The organism is Sphingomonas edaphi (assembly GCF_003583725.1).
Lineage (GTDB): Bacteria > Pseudomonadota > Alphaproteobacteria > Sphingomonadales > Sphingomonadaceae > Sphingomicrobium > Sphingomicrobium edaphi.
Genome location: NZ_QXTF01000003.1, coordinates 1 through 14,841, shown reverse-complemented (window position 1 = coordinate 14,841; position 14,841 = coordinate 1). Strand labels below are relative to the sequence as shown.

Here is a 14,841-nt window from a genome sequence, read left to right as displayed (position 1 = left end):
GACCAGTCTGTCACCATTTACGTATTGGAAGGAAACGCAATTGGCCGGCGGATGGACGCGCGATGGCGCGGTGCAGGACCAGATAGATGACACGGTGAAGGACGCGATCCAGGCGGCGCGCCTGCGCATGCCTGCTGGAGAGAGCGCGGAGGACTGCGACGACTGCGGTGAGCCAATCCCGGTCAAGCGCCGCGCTGCACTGCCCGGGGTGCGCACTTGCGTTGCCTGCCAGTCGGAACGCGACCGGGCCGTCGTGCATTCCGCTATCAACCGGCGCGGCAGCAAGGACAGCCAGCTTCGGTAACGATATTGACACGAATGTAAGCGACCGTCAGGGTCGAGGAACATGAATAATCAGGCTTTTCATCACCCGATTGGCATCCAAGCTGAGGACATCGACCATATGGGTCATGTCAACAACAGCGTGTATCTGAAATGGGTGCAGGAGGCGGTTGTTGAGTTCTGGGAAAAGGTTGCCCCACCCGAAGCTGTCGCCAAGCACCTGTGGATCGCGCTCAGCCACGAGATCAAGTACCGCCGCCCGACCTTCCTCGACGACCTTGTCGTCGCCGATGTGATCGCGGAACGCGTGGAAGGCGCCAAGGCCTTCTTCACCACCGTCATCAAGCGCGGCGAGGTCGTTCTGGCCGAGGTGAAGAGTCAGTGGTGCTGCCTTGACGCGGTCACCCACCGACCCGCTCGCCTCGCCCGCGACGTCGCGGCCCGTTTCCTGCCCAAGGACTGACGGAGCGCCTGGCGCCGCGGACCGTTATGGCCTCCATGACGAGGCCTGTGACCCGTATCGGCATTGGCGGCTGGACCTATCCGCCGTGGCGCGGAACATTTTATCCGAACGATCTGCCGCAAAGGTGCGAACTCGAGTACGCCGCCCGCCAGTTCGGTGCGATCGAGATCAACGCCACCTTCTATGGCCGCCAGAAGCCCACGAGTTGGCAAGCCTGGGCCGACGCGGTGCCCGACGATTTTCAGTTCGCGGTGAAAGGCTCGCGGTACTGCGTCACCCGTCCCAAGCTGGCGGAAGCGGGCGAAGGTATCGGCAATTTCCTGGCGCAGGGTCTCACTGCGCTCGACAGCAAGCTAGGTCCCATCCTCTGGATGCTTGCCGCTCATCGACAGTTCGATCGTGAAGATATCGGGGCGTTCCTCGACCTGCTCCCGGCCAAGCGTGACGACGTTCCCCTCCGCCACGTCATCGAGCCGCGCCACGAAAGTTTCCGCGACGAGAAATTCTTCGCGCTCTGCCGCGACCATGATGTGGCGATCGCATTCGGTGACGATGACGAATTTCCGACCGTCGACGCGGACACGGCCAGCTTCGGTTACGCCCGCCTCCAGCGGATGAGCGAGGACAACGCCACCGGCTATGACGGGGAAGCGCTGGATGGCTTCGCGAAGCAGGCACGAAAATGGACGGCTGGCGGCCGCGACTCCTACATCTTCATGATCAACGGTGCGAAGGTTCGGGCGCCGCAGGCAGCCCTCGCCCTCCAGCAGCGGCTGGGCATTGCGCACGACTGACGCATCGGCCATCAACCCGCGATGCGCACCGACCAGCAACCCGTCCGCATCGCCCTGTTCGCACCAGACGGCCGCATGGGCAAAGCGATCAAGGCCGCGATCGATGAGGATTCGTCGTTCCTGCTGTCGAACGACAATGGCGACGTGCTTATCGACTTCTCAGGCCTCGGCGCTTTGCCGACGAGCCTCGACCGCGCCGTGAGTGCTGGCGTTCCGATCCTCATCGGCACGACGGGTCTCGATGAGCTTGCAGACGAGACGATTGCCAGGGCGGCGGAGAGCGTCGCGGTCCTTCGCGCTCCCAATACCTCGCTAGGTGTAGCCCTGCTCGCCGACCTGGTCGAGCGCGCGGCGGCTGTACTGGGGCCCGAGCATTGGGACATCGAAATCGCCGAAGCCCATCACCGGAAGAAGGCCGACGCCCCGTCGGGCACCGCACTTTATCTAGGCGAGGCTGCAAAGCGAGGAAGAGGCAAGGCGACCGAGGAGCGCGGGCGCGACGGTACGGACCTGAATCGCGAAAAGGGCGCGATCGGCTATGCCTCCATCCGCGGAGGCACCGTGGCGGGCGACCATGACGTGATGTTCCTGGGCCCAGACGAGCGGCTGATCCTCTCGCACCGCGCCGAAAGCCGCGCCATCTTCGCCAGGGGTGCCCTCGCTGCCGCCCGCTTCCTGCGCGGTAAGCCCCCCGGTCTCTACACCATGCGCGACGTCATTGACTCGCTGTGAAGAAAGCCGACATTTTCGAATTCTACCGGCGGCTGGCGGAGGCGAACCCCGCGCCAGAGACTGAGCTGGAATATGTGAACCCCTACACTCTGCTCGTCGCCGTAGCCCTATCGGCGCAGGCGACCGACGTTGGGGTGAACAAGGCAACACGCACGCTATTCGCAAAGGTCCGGACGCCGCAGCAGATGCTCGATCTGGGCGAGGAAGGGCTGAAGGAACACATTAAGACCATCGGCCTGTTCAATACCAAGGCGAAGAATGTCATCGCTGCAGCGCGAATCCTGGTTGATAAATTCGACGGCGAAATTCCGCGCGAACGCGGCGAGCTGGAGACTTTACCCGGGGTAGGCCGCAAGACCGCCAACGTCGTCCTCAATGTCGCATTCGGCGAGCCGACGATCGCGGTGGACACGCATATTTTCCGCGTGGGAAATCGGACGGGCCTTGCCAGGGGCAAGACGCCGTTGGAAGTCGAATTAAAGCTCGAAAAGGCAACCCCGGCACCGTTCATCACCCATGCGCACCACTGGCTGATTCTGCACGGTCGCTATACCTGCAAGGCACGAACGCCCGAGTGCTGGCGCTGTCCAGTTGCGGACCTGTGCGCCTTCAAGCCCAAAACCCCCGCGCCAAAAGCTAGACCCAGCGCCGCTCCAGCCGCTCACTGAGCCCAGTTAGCAGCTCATACTGGGACAGACCCGACGCCTCCGCCGCGGACGGCAGTTCATAATCGAGGGTCACCCAATCGCCTTCCCGTGCATCGGGCGCCGCGCTGGCATCCATGATCAGAAGGTCCATCGACACCCGCCCGATCAGCGGCAGGGACAAGCCATCGATGCTGGCCGCTCCGCGCCCCGCAAAGCAGCGCAGGTAACCGTCGGCATAGCCGATGTTGACAACAGCTGCCTCGGTATCGGCCTGCGCGGTCCAGGTCGCCCCGTAACCGCAGGCCTCGCCGGCCTTGATCGTCCTGCGCTGAATGATCTCCGCCTCCGGGAAGGCAACCTGCCTGATCTTTCCATCAGCCTCCTCACGCGGCGTGCCGCCGTACAGCGCGAGGCCGGGCCGGACGAGGTCGAACGCATAGTCGCGGCCAAGGCAAATGCCCGCGCTGTTGGCGAGGCTATAACGCCTTGCGCCAACGGTTGCGGCGACGGCGGTAAATCGGTCGCGCTGGACCGCGTTCATCTCGCTATCCTCGTCTGCACACGCCAGGTGACTCATCAACGTTTCGATCTTGAGGCCATCCAGCAGGTGCACCTCGTCGGTGCGCAGACCCAGCCGGTTGATGCCAGTATCGATCATGACATCACACGGCCGTCCCGGGGCGGCCTCCTTCCAGCGCGCAACCTGCTGCGGCGTATTGAGGACCGGTCGCGCGGACGAAGCGAGGGCCGTGCCTATGTCATCGGGTCCGGCGCCGTGAAGGACGCTGACCACCGTTCCGTCCGGGATGTTGCCCAGCGCTTCGGCCTCTACCCAGGTCGATACGAAGAAGTTCCGGCAGCCTTCGGCCGCCAGCCAGTTCATCACCTCGCGGGCACCCAGCCCATAGCCGTCCGCCTTGATCGCCGCGCCGGTCGCGGTGCCGGACATCTTCTGCAGCCAGTGCCAGTTCTGCTTGAGAGCACTGGAATCGAGACGAAGGCGGAGTGCAGCATGAGTCACGCCGGTGGCCCTAACCAGCGTCTCCGCCTTCGTCGAGGGCGGCTTTCGCCCTCTCCCAATTGCGGCCGTCGAAATGCTCGATTGCAAGGTCGAGCGGTTGGTCGAGGCAATTGGCATTGACGCTCCAAGCCTCGGGATGGCTGCGCGGCTGGTAAAAACTCTTCACCCCGCAAACCGAGCAGAACAAATGCTCGGCTGCGCCCGAGCCGAAGCGGTAGCTGGTTAGCTTGTCGTCTCCGCTCTCGAGCCGGAACTGGTGATGCGGAACCATGACGTGCATGAATCCGGTCATCGAACAGATCGAGCAATTGCAGTCGAGCGCCGGAACCGGCGAATTGGCAACGCTCGCCCTGAATCGAACCGCGCCGCAATGACATCCGCCCGTGATCTCCATCACTCGGCAATGCCCTTTGCGGCGCAACTGTTTCAACTGGTTTCTTTAGCGGGCAGCCACTTCTATCGGCTGGCCAGAGGCAGCGGCGATTCGCTGGTCTCTTTCCGGCGCGAAGCGCCCTCGTGCATCTGACCGGCAGGCCCGGACCTTGTTCTGGCCGGCGAGATCGGATGGCGATGCCGTGCCGCAAACCTCGGCAATTGCCTGAAATAGTCGGCGATCGAGGGTGCGCTGCCCGGACTTACTCGACAGGTCGAGGTCGGCTGTCTGGACGGTGCTCGTCACCGCTTCGACTGGTTGCGCTGCCAGCGGCAAAGGCGCGAGTACGATCAATAATGCTGGAATCAACTTGGTCATGTCGCGTCTCCCTCATTCAGGACCGGCGAGCACCGGAGCGACCATCCATCTATGTCAGCAAATCAGTTTTGATAAGCAACGAGTTTGTGTTATCGTTCTGCAAAATTGCAGAATGAACCGAGAACCTGACGGAGCTAATCAGCGTCATGCTCGACTGGAACGACCTGCGCTATTTTCTCGCAGTCGCCGATCACGGCAGCACATTGCGAGCCGGTCGAGAACTCCGCACCAGCCAGACCACGGTGGCGCGCCGCATTGCCGCATTGGAAGCGGCCACCGGCTTTCCTCTCTTCGATCGGCGCCAGGCGGGCTATGCACTGACACCTGTCGGTGAGAGTCTGCTGGAACGCGCACGGGCGGTCGCCGGTGCAGCCGCACGGTTTGAGGAAGCCGCCGCCGCGTCCGCACGCGAAACCGGCGGAATAGTCCGGCTGACCACCGAAGACATTTTCGCTGATGCGCTGCTGAGCCCAATGCTCGTAGATTTGTACGAAAGACATCCCGAAATCCGGATCGAGCTCGACAGCAGCAGATCCCTTCGAGACTTGGGAGCCGGCGAGGCTGATATTGCCTTGCGCAGCACATCCAAATCAGCCCCCGCTGGGATCGTCGGCCGTCGGATCTGCGACGATGACTGGACCTTCTATTGCAGCCGTGACTACGCGCAGCGACATGGCGGCGTACCCCACAGCAAAGCGGAGCTTCGGCAGCACTCGCTAGTTGGCGGCGGCGGTGGAAACCTGTGGCGCGCCTACGAAGCCATCCTCGAAGAGTTCGGGCTTCGCGAACAGGTTACGATCCAGCAGGGCACGTCGACCGGACTACTCACCGGCATCCGTGCCGGCATGGGGATTGGGGTCCTCCCCTGCGTGATCGCCGATGGAGAATCGGACCTTGTCCGATGCATGCCGCCGAAAACCGGCCACGGTCGCGTGATGTGGCTGCTGACGCACGAACGCGTTCGCCACACTCCGGCGGTTCGACTGGTGATCGATTTTCTCTACGAACGGTTGAAGAAGCGAGTGGGCGAGCTCAACCTCGCCGCCTGATCACTCGACCGTCACGCTCTTTGCGAGGTTGCGCGGCTGGTCGACGTCGGTGCCTTTGGCCACCGCCACGTGATAGGCGAGCAGCTGGACCGGGACGGCGTAGACCAGCGGCGCGATCAGCGGGTGCACTTCCGGCATCTCGATGGTGGCCATGCATCCCTCGCCCGCGTCGGCAAGTCCCTTTGCGTCGCTGATGAGCACGATCTTGCCGCCCCGGGCACGCACTTCCTGCATGTTGCTGACGGTCTTTTCGAACAGCGGTCCTGACGGCGCCAGCACGATCACCGGGACCAGATCGTCGATCAGCGCGATCGGTCCGTGCTTCATCTCGCCCGCGGCATAGCCTTCCGCGTGGATGTAGCTGATCTCCTTCAATTTCAGCGCACCTTCCAGCGCCATCGGATATTCGGGGCCGCGACCAAGGTAGAGCACGTCACGCGCCGGCGCGATGAGGTGCGCCATGGCCGCAATGTCCTCGTCATGGCCCAGGGCCTGGCTCATGGCTTCGGGCGCTTCCTGCAGGTGAGCGACGATCTCGCGCTCCTGCTCCTCGCTCAGCCGTCCCTTGGCACGCGCGAGGTTTGCAGCGAGTGCGGCCAGCACCGCCAGCTGGCAGGTAAAGGCCTTGGTCGAGGCCACCCCGATCTCGGGACCGGCATGCGTCGGCAGCAACAGGTCGGCCTCGCGCGCCATCGAGCTGGTCGGCACGTTGACGACCACGGCGATGGTCTGGCCCTGCTCGCGGGCATGGCGGAGCGCCGCCAGCGTGTCGGCGGTCTCGCCGGACTGCGAGATAAACAGCGCCAGCCCGCCCTTCTCGAGCACCGGCTCGCGATAACGGAACTCGGACGCGACATCGATGTCGACCGGAACCCGGGCGAACTGCTCGAACCAGTATTTGGCGACCATGCCGGCATAGAAGCTGGTGCCGCAGGCAACGATGGTGACACGGTTCACGGACCCGAGGTCGAAGTCGATGTCGGGCAATGCCACCCTGCCCTCGAACGGGCGGACATAGCTTTGCAGCGTCTGGGCAACGACGATCGGCTGCTCGAAGATTTCCTTCTGCATGTAATGCCGGTGGTTGCCCTTCTCGATCGTCGCCGCCGACGCACCGGACTCGACGATCTCGCGCGTGACCGGCTTATTGTCGCGGTCGAAGATCTGGACACTGTCCCGCTCGACGATGACCCAGTCGCCTTCATCGAGGTAGGCGATGCGCTGGGTCAGCGGCGCCAGCGCCAGCGCGTCGGAGCCGAGGTAATTTTCGCCCTCCCCATAGCCGACCGTCAGCGGCGCACCCATGCGCGCGCCGATCACCAGGTCGGGATGGTCCTTGAACAGGAAGGCGATCGCAAAGGCTCCGTGCAGACGCGGCAGAACAGTCGCCACGGCGTCCTGCGGCGATGCGCCCCGCTCGACTTCGCGGGCGACAAGATGCGCCACGACTTCGCTGTCCGTCTCGCTGAGGAAGCTGCGGCCTTCCGCCTGGAGTTCCTCGCGCAGCGGCTTGAAGTTCTCGATGATGCCGTTGTGGACCAGCGCCACCGGCCCGACGATGTGCGGGTGGGCATTATCGACGGTCGGCGCGCCATGGGTCGCCCAGCGCGTGTGCGCGATGCCGACATCGCCGTGCAGCGGAGCAGCATCCAACTCGCGCTTCAGATTCTCGAGCTTCCCCTCGGCACGGCGGCGCTCAAAGTCGCTTGCCTGCACGGTGCAGATGCCCGCGCTGTCATAGCCGCGATATTCGAGCCGCTTGAGGCCGTCGAAGAGCCTTCCGGCAACCGCTTCGCGACCGACGATACCGACAATTCCACACATCTTACTTTACGCCCTTCCTGGCCGCCTGCTTGTCCCGGAACCGCTTGGCCCAGCCGACAAAACCGCGTTGCTCCCCGCGACCTACAGCTAGGCTGTCGGCCGCGACATTCTTGGTAATCACCGATCCTGCGCCCACGATCGCGCCCTCGCCTACCGTAACCGGCGCCACCAGCGCGGTGTTGGAGCCGATGAAGGCGCCGTCGCCGATTTCCGTCCGCGACTTGTTGAAGCCGTCATAATTGCAGGTGATTGTCCCGGCGCCGATATTCGCCTTCGTGCCGACGTCCGCGTCGCCGATGTAGCTCAAATGGTTGGCCTTCGCGCCCTCACCCAGCCGCGCCTTTTTCACCTCGACGAAATTGCCGACCTTGGCGCCCGTTTCCAGCACGGCACCCGGGCGCAGTCGGGCGAACGGACCAACCTCGCATCCGCTGGCGATCGTGGCGCCTTCGATGTGGGAAAAGGCCCGAATGGTTGCGCCGTCGGCGATCTTCACGCCAGGGCCGAACACGACGTGCGGTTCAATGGTGCAGTCGCGTCCAAGCTCTGTGTCAGCGGAGAACCAAACGCTTTCCGGATCGATCAGCGTCGCGCCCTGCTCCAGCGCTTCCTCGCGCCGGCGGCGCTGCCAGTCGAGCTCCAAGTGCGCCAGTTCGGCGCGGCTATTGACCCCGGCGGTCTCGAACGCTTCACCTTCGATTGCTACCGCGTGACGGCCCTCGTCATTGGCGATCATGACGACGTCTGGCAGGTAATATTCGCCGGCCGCATTGGCATTGCCGACCTTGGCAAGCCAGCGAAACAGGTCGCGCGAACTGACCGCCATCATGCCGCTGTTGCACAGTTTAACCGCGCGTTCTTCTTCGGTGGCGTCCTTATATTCGACCATCTTGGCGATGTGGTCGCCCTCGCCCAGGATGACGCGACCATAGGCCTTGCCATCTTCAGGGGAACTGGCAAGCACGACGACGCCCGGCGTGTCATCGGCCTCAAGACGTGTAAGCATTCGCTGTAGCGTTTCGCGGGTCACGAAGGGGGTGTCACCGTACAGGATTACCACCGGCCCTTCGAACCCTGACAGAGCATCCTCTGCCATTTGCACTGCGTGTGCCGTGCCCTTCTGCTCCGCCTGCAACGCGGTCTCGACTCCGTGACCGTCAAGCGCCGCTTCAAGCTGGTCGCGGCCTTTACCAACGACAACGACGCGCCGCTCCGCGCCCAAATCCTCGACAGTTGCGAGGAGGTGGAGGAGCATGGGCTTGCCGGCGATCGGATGAAGCACCTTGTGGGTGTCCGACCGCATCCGCGTACCTTGGCCGGCCGCGAGGATGACGGCTGAAAATTTCGACTGGTTCATGCCGCTCGCCATTACACGCACTTTGCGCCTTTTCCATACAGGAAGGGCCCCGGTACGCGACCGGAGCCCTTGCCAATCGACGAAACTCTTCCGCTTAGCTTGCGGGCGTTGTCTTTGACTTGGCGGGAGTACGCTTGCGAGCGGTGCTGCTCGAACGCCGCTTGGCCGCCGGCTTGGCGGCAGTCGACGCGCTGGTTGCGCGCTTCGTTGCCGGGGCTTTGCGGGTGGCGCCTGTCTTTTTCGGCGCGGCACGCTTGGCAGCCGGCTTGGAGGCAGTCGAGGTCGAGGACTTGAGGCCCACGGCCTTTTTCGCGCTCGCGGCTGCACCGCTAACTGCGGCCTCAGCATCGTCAACCCACTTACCCGACATAACACGCTGTGCTGCATCGGCGACCGCTTCCGCGATCAGCGAGCCGAGCTTGGAGGCATTGGTCATCATCGTCGTCGCGGCTTGGCTGGCGCTGTCAGCGGCATCGAGACCCGCATCGCGAATGGCCTTGCGCGCCTTGGGGCTGGCGGCAATTGCCGCGGCCGCCGCGGTCAGGCCGGCAGCAAGCATTTCGCGGCTCATGGCCGCCTTCGCAATCTTGTCCATCGTGGTTTTGTTGGAACCGCCGCTGCTGCTGCTCTTGCTGCTACTCGTGCGACGCGTGGAACCTTTAGCCATCACTGCCTCCCTTTCGTATCTGTTCCGCGTGAAAGCGGTTCAGCGCAGGAACGGTTCCGAAATAAACAATGACAGAGACAAGTAAAAGGGAGCTGTCGCACCACACGACAACTCCCTTGAACATGGTCAGCGACCGGGCGCTCCAGCCCGGAAGGACAAAGGACGACTGGTTAGGCCATCACCTTCCGAGCGAACAAATCCGACCTCTTAGCTGAACCATGAGACATCGGATCACCTCCTTTCGCTGCTTAATTGCAACACCAACATGTTGTGGATGGAGGGAATAAACAAGACTTGTAATTGTGGTCAGATTCGACAATCTTCGATGCTTCGCGCCGCTTCCGGCCAGCTTGGGATCGCCAGCGTCGCGCCCCCTCCCGTCACCAGGAACCGCCCCCGACTGAACGCGATCGCGTCGAGCAGCGGGTCGTTGGCCTGTAGGCGTCCGCCCGCCGGCACCGTACGCCCGAGCGCGCTTGTAGCGATGGCCAGCGGCTGCGGCGCAAGGCCGGGACGCAAGATAGTAACTGTCCGACTGGCCCGGTCGCAGCGGATAATAAGGTAACCGCCATAACGTGCCTCGGAACCGGTCGGTGTCGCGATATGCGTCCACTGGCCCGGCGCGATCGTCAGCGCCTTTCCGGATTCGAACGAGATAGGGCCGACTTGCGCCGCAGCGGGCGTCGCCAACGCGAGGAACAGCAATATAAAACGAATCATTTGCCGAGCTTATCGACCTTTGCCTGCAAAGCAGCGAGCTCGGCCTTCAACTTAGCCAATTCATCGCCCGATCCGTCCTTCTCCACCTTAGCCTTCTTGCCAGCCAGGGATTGCGCCGCTTCTTCGAACATCGCCATGTTGCGCTTGGCGAGGTCGGTGAACATGCTTGGCCCGAAGGCGCCGGCAACGGTCGCACTGTTCTTCTGGAACGCTTCCATTGCAGCCTCGAGATATTGCGGAACGGCACCCTGCATCTGCCCGCCGTAAAGCCCGATAAGCTGGCGCAGGAAGTTGACTGGCAACATCGTCGCGCCGCGCGACTCCTCGTCGACGATAATCTGGGTCAGCACCTGGTGCGTGATGTCTTCGCCCGTCTTGGCGTCCACCACCTCGAAATCCCGGCCCTCGCGGATCATCGCCGCCAGCCGGTCCAGCGTAATGTAGCTGCTGCTCTCCGTATCGTAGAGCCGGCGGTTGGCGTATTTCTTGATCGTCACCTTGTCTGCCGGCTTGGCCATCATACGCTCCGTGGAAATTTGACGAGAACCTAGTCGCCGCAGTCCCGCGCCGCAACATTGCCCTTTCGCACCCGCGAACGCGGAGAGCCGCTTGCCCCGCCGAAGATGCCAAGCTAAGCGGGCCGCAACGCACCCATAGCTCAGCTGGATAGAGCGCTGCCCTCCGAAGGCAGAGGCCAGAGGTTCGAATCCTCTTGGGTGCGCCATTTCCTCAGATGCGCAGAATACTTCTTGTCCCGCCCGACAGCGCGAAGATGGGGCACGTACGCACCTTGATGGCCGAAAGCGAACGGACCGCTGCAAGACCTAGAGTTTGGCAATGCAGACCATTTAGAGCCGGTCATCACCCATGAGTTAGGCGTGAGGCTGCCTCAGCAGCCCCGCGCCATGGCCGGAAGCACCGCCGCGCGCGATCAACCGTGCATCAGCGCGAGTGAAACGCTCGCCATGTCTAATGCCGCTTGATCCATCGCGCTCGACTGGCCGAAGGAAGATCCTTGCGACAGGGACTCCGCGACGCTGGCCCACGCCGGTGAGCCAAATTCGAAGTCGCCGGCATCGAGCGAGCTCGCCTTGACTCCGTCAAGCGTGATCGAGTCCGTCGTTCCCCAGCTGATAACCGTCTTGGACCCCACCTTGACGATGGTGAGGTCGCTGAAGTCGTCGACTCCCGACAGGGCGTCGAACACGATCTTGTCGATGTTGACCGCGAAATCGGTGATGACGTCGTCGCCGCTTTGAGCACTGATCACGAAACTGTCATTGCCCTGGTTGCCGGTCATCGTGTCGTCGCCCCGGCCGCCGTGGAGCGTATCGTTGCCCCGTCCGCCCAGCATGATGTCGTTGCCGGGTGTCAGACCGAACTCGGCTGCAACGTCGTCGACCAGGGTGATGTCGCCCGATCCGCCGGTGCCGTGCGTGTCGATCGCCATGCGGCCGTCACCGAAAAGCGTGTCGTTGCCATCGCCGCCGCGGAGCGTATCGTTGCCGGCGTCGCCGAGCAGGATGTTTGCTCCATTGTTGCCAGTGATGAAGTCGTCGTAGATCGACCCCGACACATTTTCGAAGCCGGTCGCCAGCATCATCCCCTGTTCCGTGTTTTGGGCCGTGCCGAGACGGGTCAGGTCGAACGTGATTCCGGCCGCTGTGATGTCGGTGGAATTGCCGAACAGCGACAGCGTGTCGTCACCCGTGCCGCCGTCCAGCGTGTGGTTCCCGGTGCCGACCTCGATCAGGTCGTTGCCACCGCCGCCGGAGATGGTGTCGTTCCCGGTGACCCCGCTGCCGTTAGACCCGCCCCACAACCAGTTGTCGTCGCCGTTGCCGGTGATGACGTCGTTATAGATCGTGCCCGAGGCATGCTCGATGTCTATCAGCGTATCCTTGCCGTGGCCGGTATCCTGGGCAACGCCCTGGACATTTAGGTTGACGGTGACTCCAACTGCGGCGGCTAGGAAGCCATAGGACACTCGATCCTTGCCGGCTCCGCCGTTGAGAATGTCATCGCCCTCCTCGCCGCGAAGGAAGTCGTCGCCGTCCCCGCCGAGCAGCTCGTCGTTGCCCTGTCGGCCATACAGGAGGTCGTCACCGCCGCCGCCGCTCAGCTGGTTGGCGCCGGATCCGCCAATGATCACGTCGTCATGCTGCGAGCCGATGACATTTTCGAAACCGGCAAGCGTGTCGTCGTCGTCCGCGCCGGATGCACTGCCTGCAGTCAGGCTTACCGTGACCGAACTGCCAGCGTTGGCATAGCTGGCCGTGTCAACACCGCTTTCGCCGTCGAGCGTGTCATTGCCCAGGCCGCCTTCCAGCACGTCATTTCCATCGCCGCCTTTGAGCACATTGGCATTGGCGTCGCCGGTGATGGCGTCGCCTAGCTGGCTGCCGTTTACATTCTCGATTCCGGTGACCGTGCCGCTATTGCCATAACCGTCGATCATCGCCCCGGCGTCCAGGTTGACGGTCCAGCCCGCCAATGCCGCTGCGGCGCTTTCCGCTAGGCCGTCGGCGTCCGCGTCGGGCAACAGCCAGCCGCCGCTTGCGTCCAGCGCCAGCAGGTCGATGCCTGAGCCGCCGTCGATGACCGCCGCCGCCGCGCCGGTCTGGAACCGATCGTCGCCGCCGTGGCCGTAAAGATTGTCGCCGCGGCTGCCGCCGAAGAAGTTGCGGTTGTCGTCGCCGTGGAAGGTGTCGACATAGGCTGTGTCTGCACCCAGCGATTCGATGTCGACCATCGTCTCGACATTGCCGAAGCCGTCGTTCGAGATGACGCCCGTGCGCAGGTCCGCCACGGCTCCTTGGGTTGCGCGCAGTTCGAAGAAGCTGACCCGGTCACCGATGCCGTTGACCCCTTCGCCGTCATCGATCCCGCCGTCGAAATAATCGACGCCGCCATTGCCGCGCAGAAGGTCGTTATTGGCTCCGCCATAAAGCTGGTCGTTGCCTAGGCCGCCCCGCAGTCCGTCATTGCCGTTGCCGCCATAGATGATGTCGTCGCCGCTCACTGCGAGCGAGTTTTCGCCGGTGTCGCCGCGGAGCGTGTCGTCGCCGTCACCGCCGTAGATGGTGTCGTTGCCGCCTTGGCCCTGAATGAGGTCGTTGCCGCCAAGACCTTCAATGACATTGTCGCCGCCGTCGCCGTTGAGCGTGTCGGCGAATTCCGATCCGACGACATTCTCAATGTTGGCGAGCGTGTCGTTGCCGTCCGCGCCAGAGGCAAATCCGAGGCCGAGATTGACGCTAACCGACCCGTCGGCATTGGCGTAGGTCGCGGTGTCGATCCCGCCGCCACCGTCGATCACGTCATTGCCGAGGCCGCCTTCCAACAGGTCGTTGCCCGACACGCCGCCAATCGTCGCGACATCGGCCCAGGTCGTGATCGGGCCCGATCCCCCGCCTCCATGGGTGTCCGGGGAGACATGGCCGTCGCCGTAGAGCGTGTCGTTGCCCGCTCCACCAACCAGCGTGTCATCTCCCCCGCTGCCCGCGAGCAGATTGTCGTTGCCGTCGCCGGTCAGGGAGTCGGCGAATTGCGAGCCCGTCAGATTTTCGAATCCATTGAGCAGCATGATGCCGACGCCGGTGTTCTGGCTCGCGCCCTGCAGTGCCAGGCTAAGGGTTATCCCGGTGGCCGAGGTGAGTGCGCTGTAGCGGAACGTGTCGATCCCGTCGCCTCCGCTCAGCACATGATCGCCTGCGCCGTTTTCGATCAGGTCGTTGCCTTCCTGGCCGTCGAGCGTGTCGTTGCCCGTGCCGTCCGAAGCGCCCCACAGCCAGTTGTCGCCGCTGTTGCCGGTGATAGTGTCGCCGAAGGCGGTGCCGGACGCAGCCTCGATGTCGATCAGCGTGTCCATCCCGAGGCCAGTGTTCTGGGCCAACCCCTGGATTCGAAGGTCGACGGTAACCGGCCCGGTCGAGCCGTTTGCGAAGGACGCCCGGTCGAAACCCGCCCCGCCGTCGAGCAAGTCATTGCCGGTGCCGCCGCCCAGATAATCGTCGCCACTGCCGCCATAAACGGTGTCGTCGCCACCGCGCGCCTGCAGGAAGTCATGCCCGTCGCCGCCGTCGACGACATTGGCCTCGCTATTGCCATACAAGATGTCGTTGAAGGCGCTACCCGTCAGATTCTCGATATTGAACAGCTGGTCGTAGCCGTCGGCGCCGACCGCCTCGCCGAAGCCGCCTTCGTAGAGATACGCCTCCACAGCCCCGCCGGCATTGGCGTAGCTGGCGGTATCGATGCCGCCGCCGCCGTAAATCTGGTCGTCGCCAAGCCCGCCCTCAAGCGTGTCGTTACCGCCTGCGCCGGTATCGGCGGTCGTCACGATCGGCCCCGACCGGCCGACCCCGTGCGTGTCCCAGTTTATGTCGCCGTCGCCGTAGAGCGTGTCGTCGCCCGCTCCGCCGGACAGGCTGTCGTTGCCCGCACTGCCGGCGAGCACATTGGCATTGCCGTCGCCCGTCAGGCTGTCATTGCCAAGTCCGCCCGACAGGTTTTCGATGCCGTCCAGCATCCA

15 protein-coding genes and 1 tRNA gene are annotated in these 14,841 nt (G+C 63.5%); 7 read left to right on the top strand and 9 right to left on the bottom strand.

All coding sequences use genetic code 11. From position 1 onward, the window contains the following. Positions 1-40 precede the first annotated feature (40 nt). The 5 genes from D3M59_RS09275 to nth are packed head-to-tail and all read left to right on the top strand — an operon-like array spanning position 41 to position 2,939. Positions 41-304: a DksA/TraR family C4-type zinc finger protein gene (locus D3M59_RS09275; protein WP_119533390.1), complete on the top strand. Its 264-nt coding sequence runs from the start codon at positions 41-43 to the stop codon at positions 302-304. A 42-nt stretch (positions 305-346) separates the two neighbouring features. After that, complete coding sequence (locus D3M59_RS09270; RefSeq protein WP_119533389.1) at positions 347-745, top strand: acyl-CoA thioesterase; 399 nt, start codon at positions 347-349, stop codon at positions 743-745. Positions 746-780: 35 nt separating this feature from the next. Then, entirely contained in the window at positions 781-1,539 is a 759-nt protein-coding gene (locus D3M59_RS09265; RefSeq protein WP_119533600.1) for a DUF72 domain-containing protein, read from the top strand. 21 nt (positions 1,540-1,560) lie between these two features. Then, the gene (gene dapB / locus D3M59_RS09260) at positions 1,561-2,271 is read left to right on the top strand and encodes a 4-hydroxy-tetrahydrodipicolinate reductase (RefSeq protein WP_119533388.1); all 711 of its coding nucleotides are present in this window, start codon (positions 1,561-1,563) and stop codon (positions 2,269-2,271) included. Next, on the top strand, positions 2,268-2,939 hold the full coding sequence (gene nth, locus D3M59_RS09255; protein ID WP_119533387.1) for an endonuclease III: 672 nt from the start codon (positions 2,268-2,270) through the stop codon (positions 2,937-2,939). Before dapB ends, nth begins: the two co-directional genes overlap by 4 nt. Here nth and alr read toward each other — a convergent pair. Genes alr through D3M59_RS09240 form a run of 3 tightly spaced genes read right to left on the bottom strand, consistent with a single transcriptional unit; the run spans position 2,908 to position 4,690 of the window. Beyond that, positions 2,908-3,939 (bottom strand): alanine racemase, encoded by a 1,032-nt coding sequence (gene alr, locus D3M59_RS09250; RefSeq protein WP_233543218.1) that lies wholly within the window; start codon positions 3,937-3,939, stop codon positions 2,908-2,910. The genes nth and alr overlap by 32 nt on opposite strands. 10 nt (positions 3,940-3,949) lie before the next feature. Next, positions 3,950-4,369, bottom strand: a complete 420-nt coding sequence (locus D3M59_RS09245; RefSeq protein WP_233543217.1) for a GFA family protein — start codon at positions 4,367-4,369, stop codon at positions 3,950-3,952. A 9-nt stretch (positions 4,370-4,378) separates the two neighbouring features. Beyond that, positions 4,379-4,690 (bottom strand): UrcA family protein, encoded by a 312-nt coding sequence (locus tag D3M59_RS09240; RefSeq protein WP_119533384.1) that lies wholly within the window; start codon positions 4,688-4,690, stop codon positions 4,379-4,381. Positions 4,691-4,836: 146 nt separating this feature from the next. Between D3M59_RS09240 and D3M59_RS09235 the strand changes: the two genes are divergently transcribed. Further along, the gene (locus D3M59_RS09235) at positions 4,837-5,739 is read left to right on the top strand and encodes a LysR family transcriptional regulator (RefSeq protein WP_119533383.1); all 903 of its coding nucleotides are present in this window, start codon (positions 4,837-4,839) and stop codon (positions 5,737-5,739) included. On the opposite strand, the gene glmS is transcribed toward D3M59_RS09235, so the two are convergent. From glmS to phaR, 5 genes are all read right to left on the bottom strand, one after another. Next, a complete protein-coding gene (gene glmS, locus D3M59_RS09230) occupies positions 5,740-7,563 on the bottom strand; it encodes a glutamine--fructose-6-phosphate transaminase (isomerizing) (RefSeq protein WP_119533382.1) in 1,824 nt (607 codons plus the stop codon). A gap of 1 nt (position 7,564) precedes the next feature. Continuing rightward, positions 7,565-8,920 (bottom strand): bifunctional UDP-N-acetylglucosamine diphosphorylase/glucosamine-1-phosphate N-acetyltransferase GlmU, encoded by a 1,356-nt coding sequence (glmU, locus tag D3M59_RS09225; protein WP_119533599.1) that lies wholly within the window; start codon positions 8,918-8,920, stop codon positions 7,565-7,567. Between the two features lie 94 nt (positions 8,921-9,014). Beyond that, positions 9,015-9,587, bottom strand: a complete 573-nt coding sequence (locus D3M59_RS09220; RefSeq protein ID WP_147416736.1) for a hypothetical protein — start codon at positions 9,585-9,587, stop codon at positions 9,015-9,017. A gap of 306 nt (positions 9,588-9,893) precedes the next feature. Beyond that, entirely contained in the window at positions 9,894-10,307 is a 414-nt protein-coding gene (locus tag D3M59_RS09210; protein WP_119533379.1) for a hypothetical protein, read from the bottom strand. After that, complete coding sequence (gene phaR / locus D3M59_RS09205) at positions 10,304-10,825, bottom strand: polyhydroxyalkanoate synthesis repressor PhaR (RefSeq protein ID WP_119533598.1); 522 nt, start codon at positions 10,823-10,825, stop codon at positions 10,304-10,306. Before phaR ends, D3M59_RS09210 begins: the two co-directional genes overlap by 4 nt. A gap of 129 nt (positions 10,826-10,954) precedes the next feature. On the opposite strand from phaR, the gene D3M59_RS09200 reads away from it, so the two are divergent. Next, positions 10,955-11,031 (top strand) — tRNA-Arg (locus D3M59_RS09200). A 207-nt stretch (positions 11,032-11,238) separates the two neighbouring features. Here D3M59_RS09200 and D3M59_RS09195 read toward each other — a convergent pair. Beyond that, on the bottom strand, positions 11,239-14,841 hold a 3,603-nt coding region (locus D3M59_RS09195), incomplete at its 5' end, for a beta strand repeat-containing protein (protein ID WP_407695446.1).

Coding starts and splice junctions, on each gene's coding strand:
- dapB (WP_119533388.1), top strand. CDS start 1,561: ATGCGCACCGACCAGCAACCCGTCCGCATCGCCCTGTTCGCACCAGAC.
- D3M59_RS09210 (WP_119533379.1), bottom strand. CDS start 10,307: ATGATTCGTTTTATATTGCTGTTCCTCGCGTTGGCGACGCCCGCTGCG.
- phaR (WP_119533598.1), bottom strand. CDS start 10,825: ATGGCCAAGCCGGCAGACAAGGTGACGATCAAGAAATACGCCAACCGC.
- D3M59_RS09220 (WP_147416736.1), bottom strand. CDS start 9,587: ATGGCTAAAGGTTCCACGCGTCGCACGAGTAGCAGCAAGAGCAGCAGC.
- glmU (WP_119533599.1), bottom strand. CDS start 8,920: ATGAACCAGTCGAAATTTTCAGCCGTCATCCTCGCGGCCGGCCAAGGT.
- D3M59_RS09265 (WP_119533600.1), top strand. CDS start 781: ATGACGAGGCCTGTGACCCGTATCGGCATTGGCGGCTGGACCTATCCG.
- glmS (WP_119533382.1), bottom strand. CDS start 7,563: ATGTGTGGAATTGTCGGTATCGTCGGTCGCGAAGCGGTTGCCGGAAGG.
- D3M59_RS09240 (WP_119533384.1), bottom strand. CDS start 4,690: ATGACCAAGTTGATTCCAGCATTATTGATCGTACTCGCGCCTTTGCCG.
- D3M59_RS09270 (WP_119533389.1), top strand. CDS start 347: ATGAATAATCAGGCTTTTCATCACCCGATTGGCATCCAAGCTGAGGAC.
- D3M59_RS09235 (WP_119533383.1), top strand. CDS start 4,837: ATGCTCGACTGGAACGACCTGCGCTATTTTCTCGCAGTCGCCGATCAC.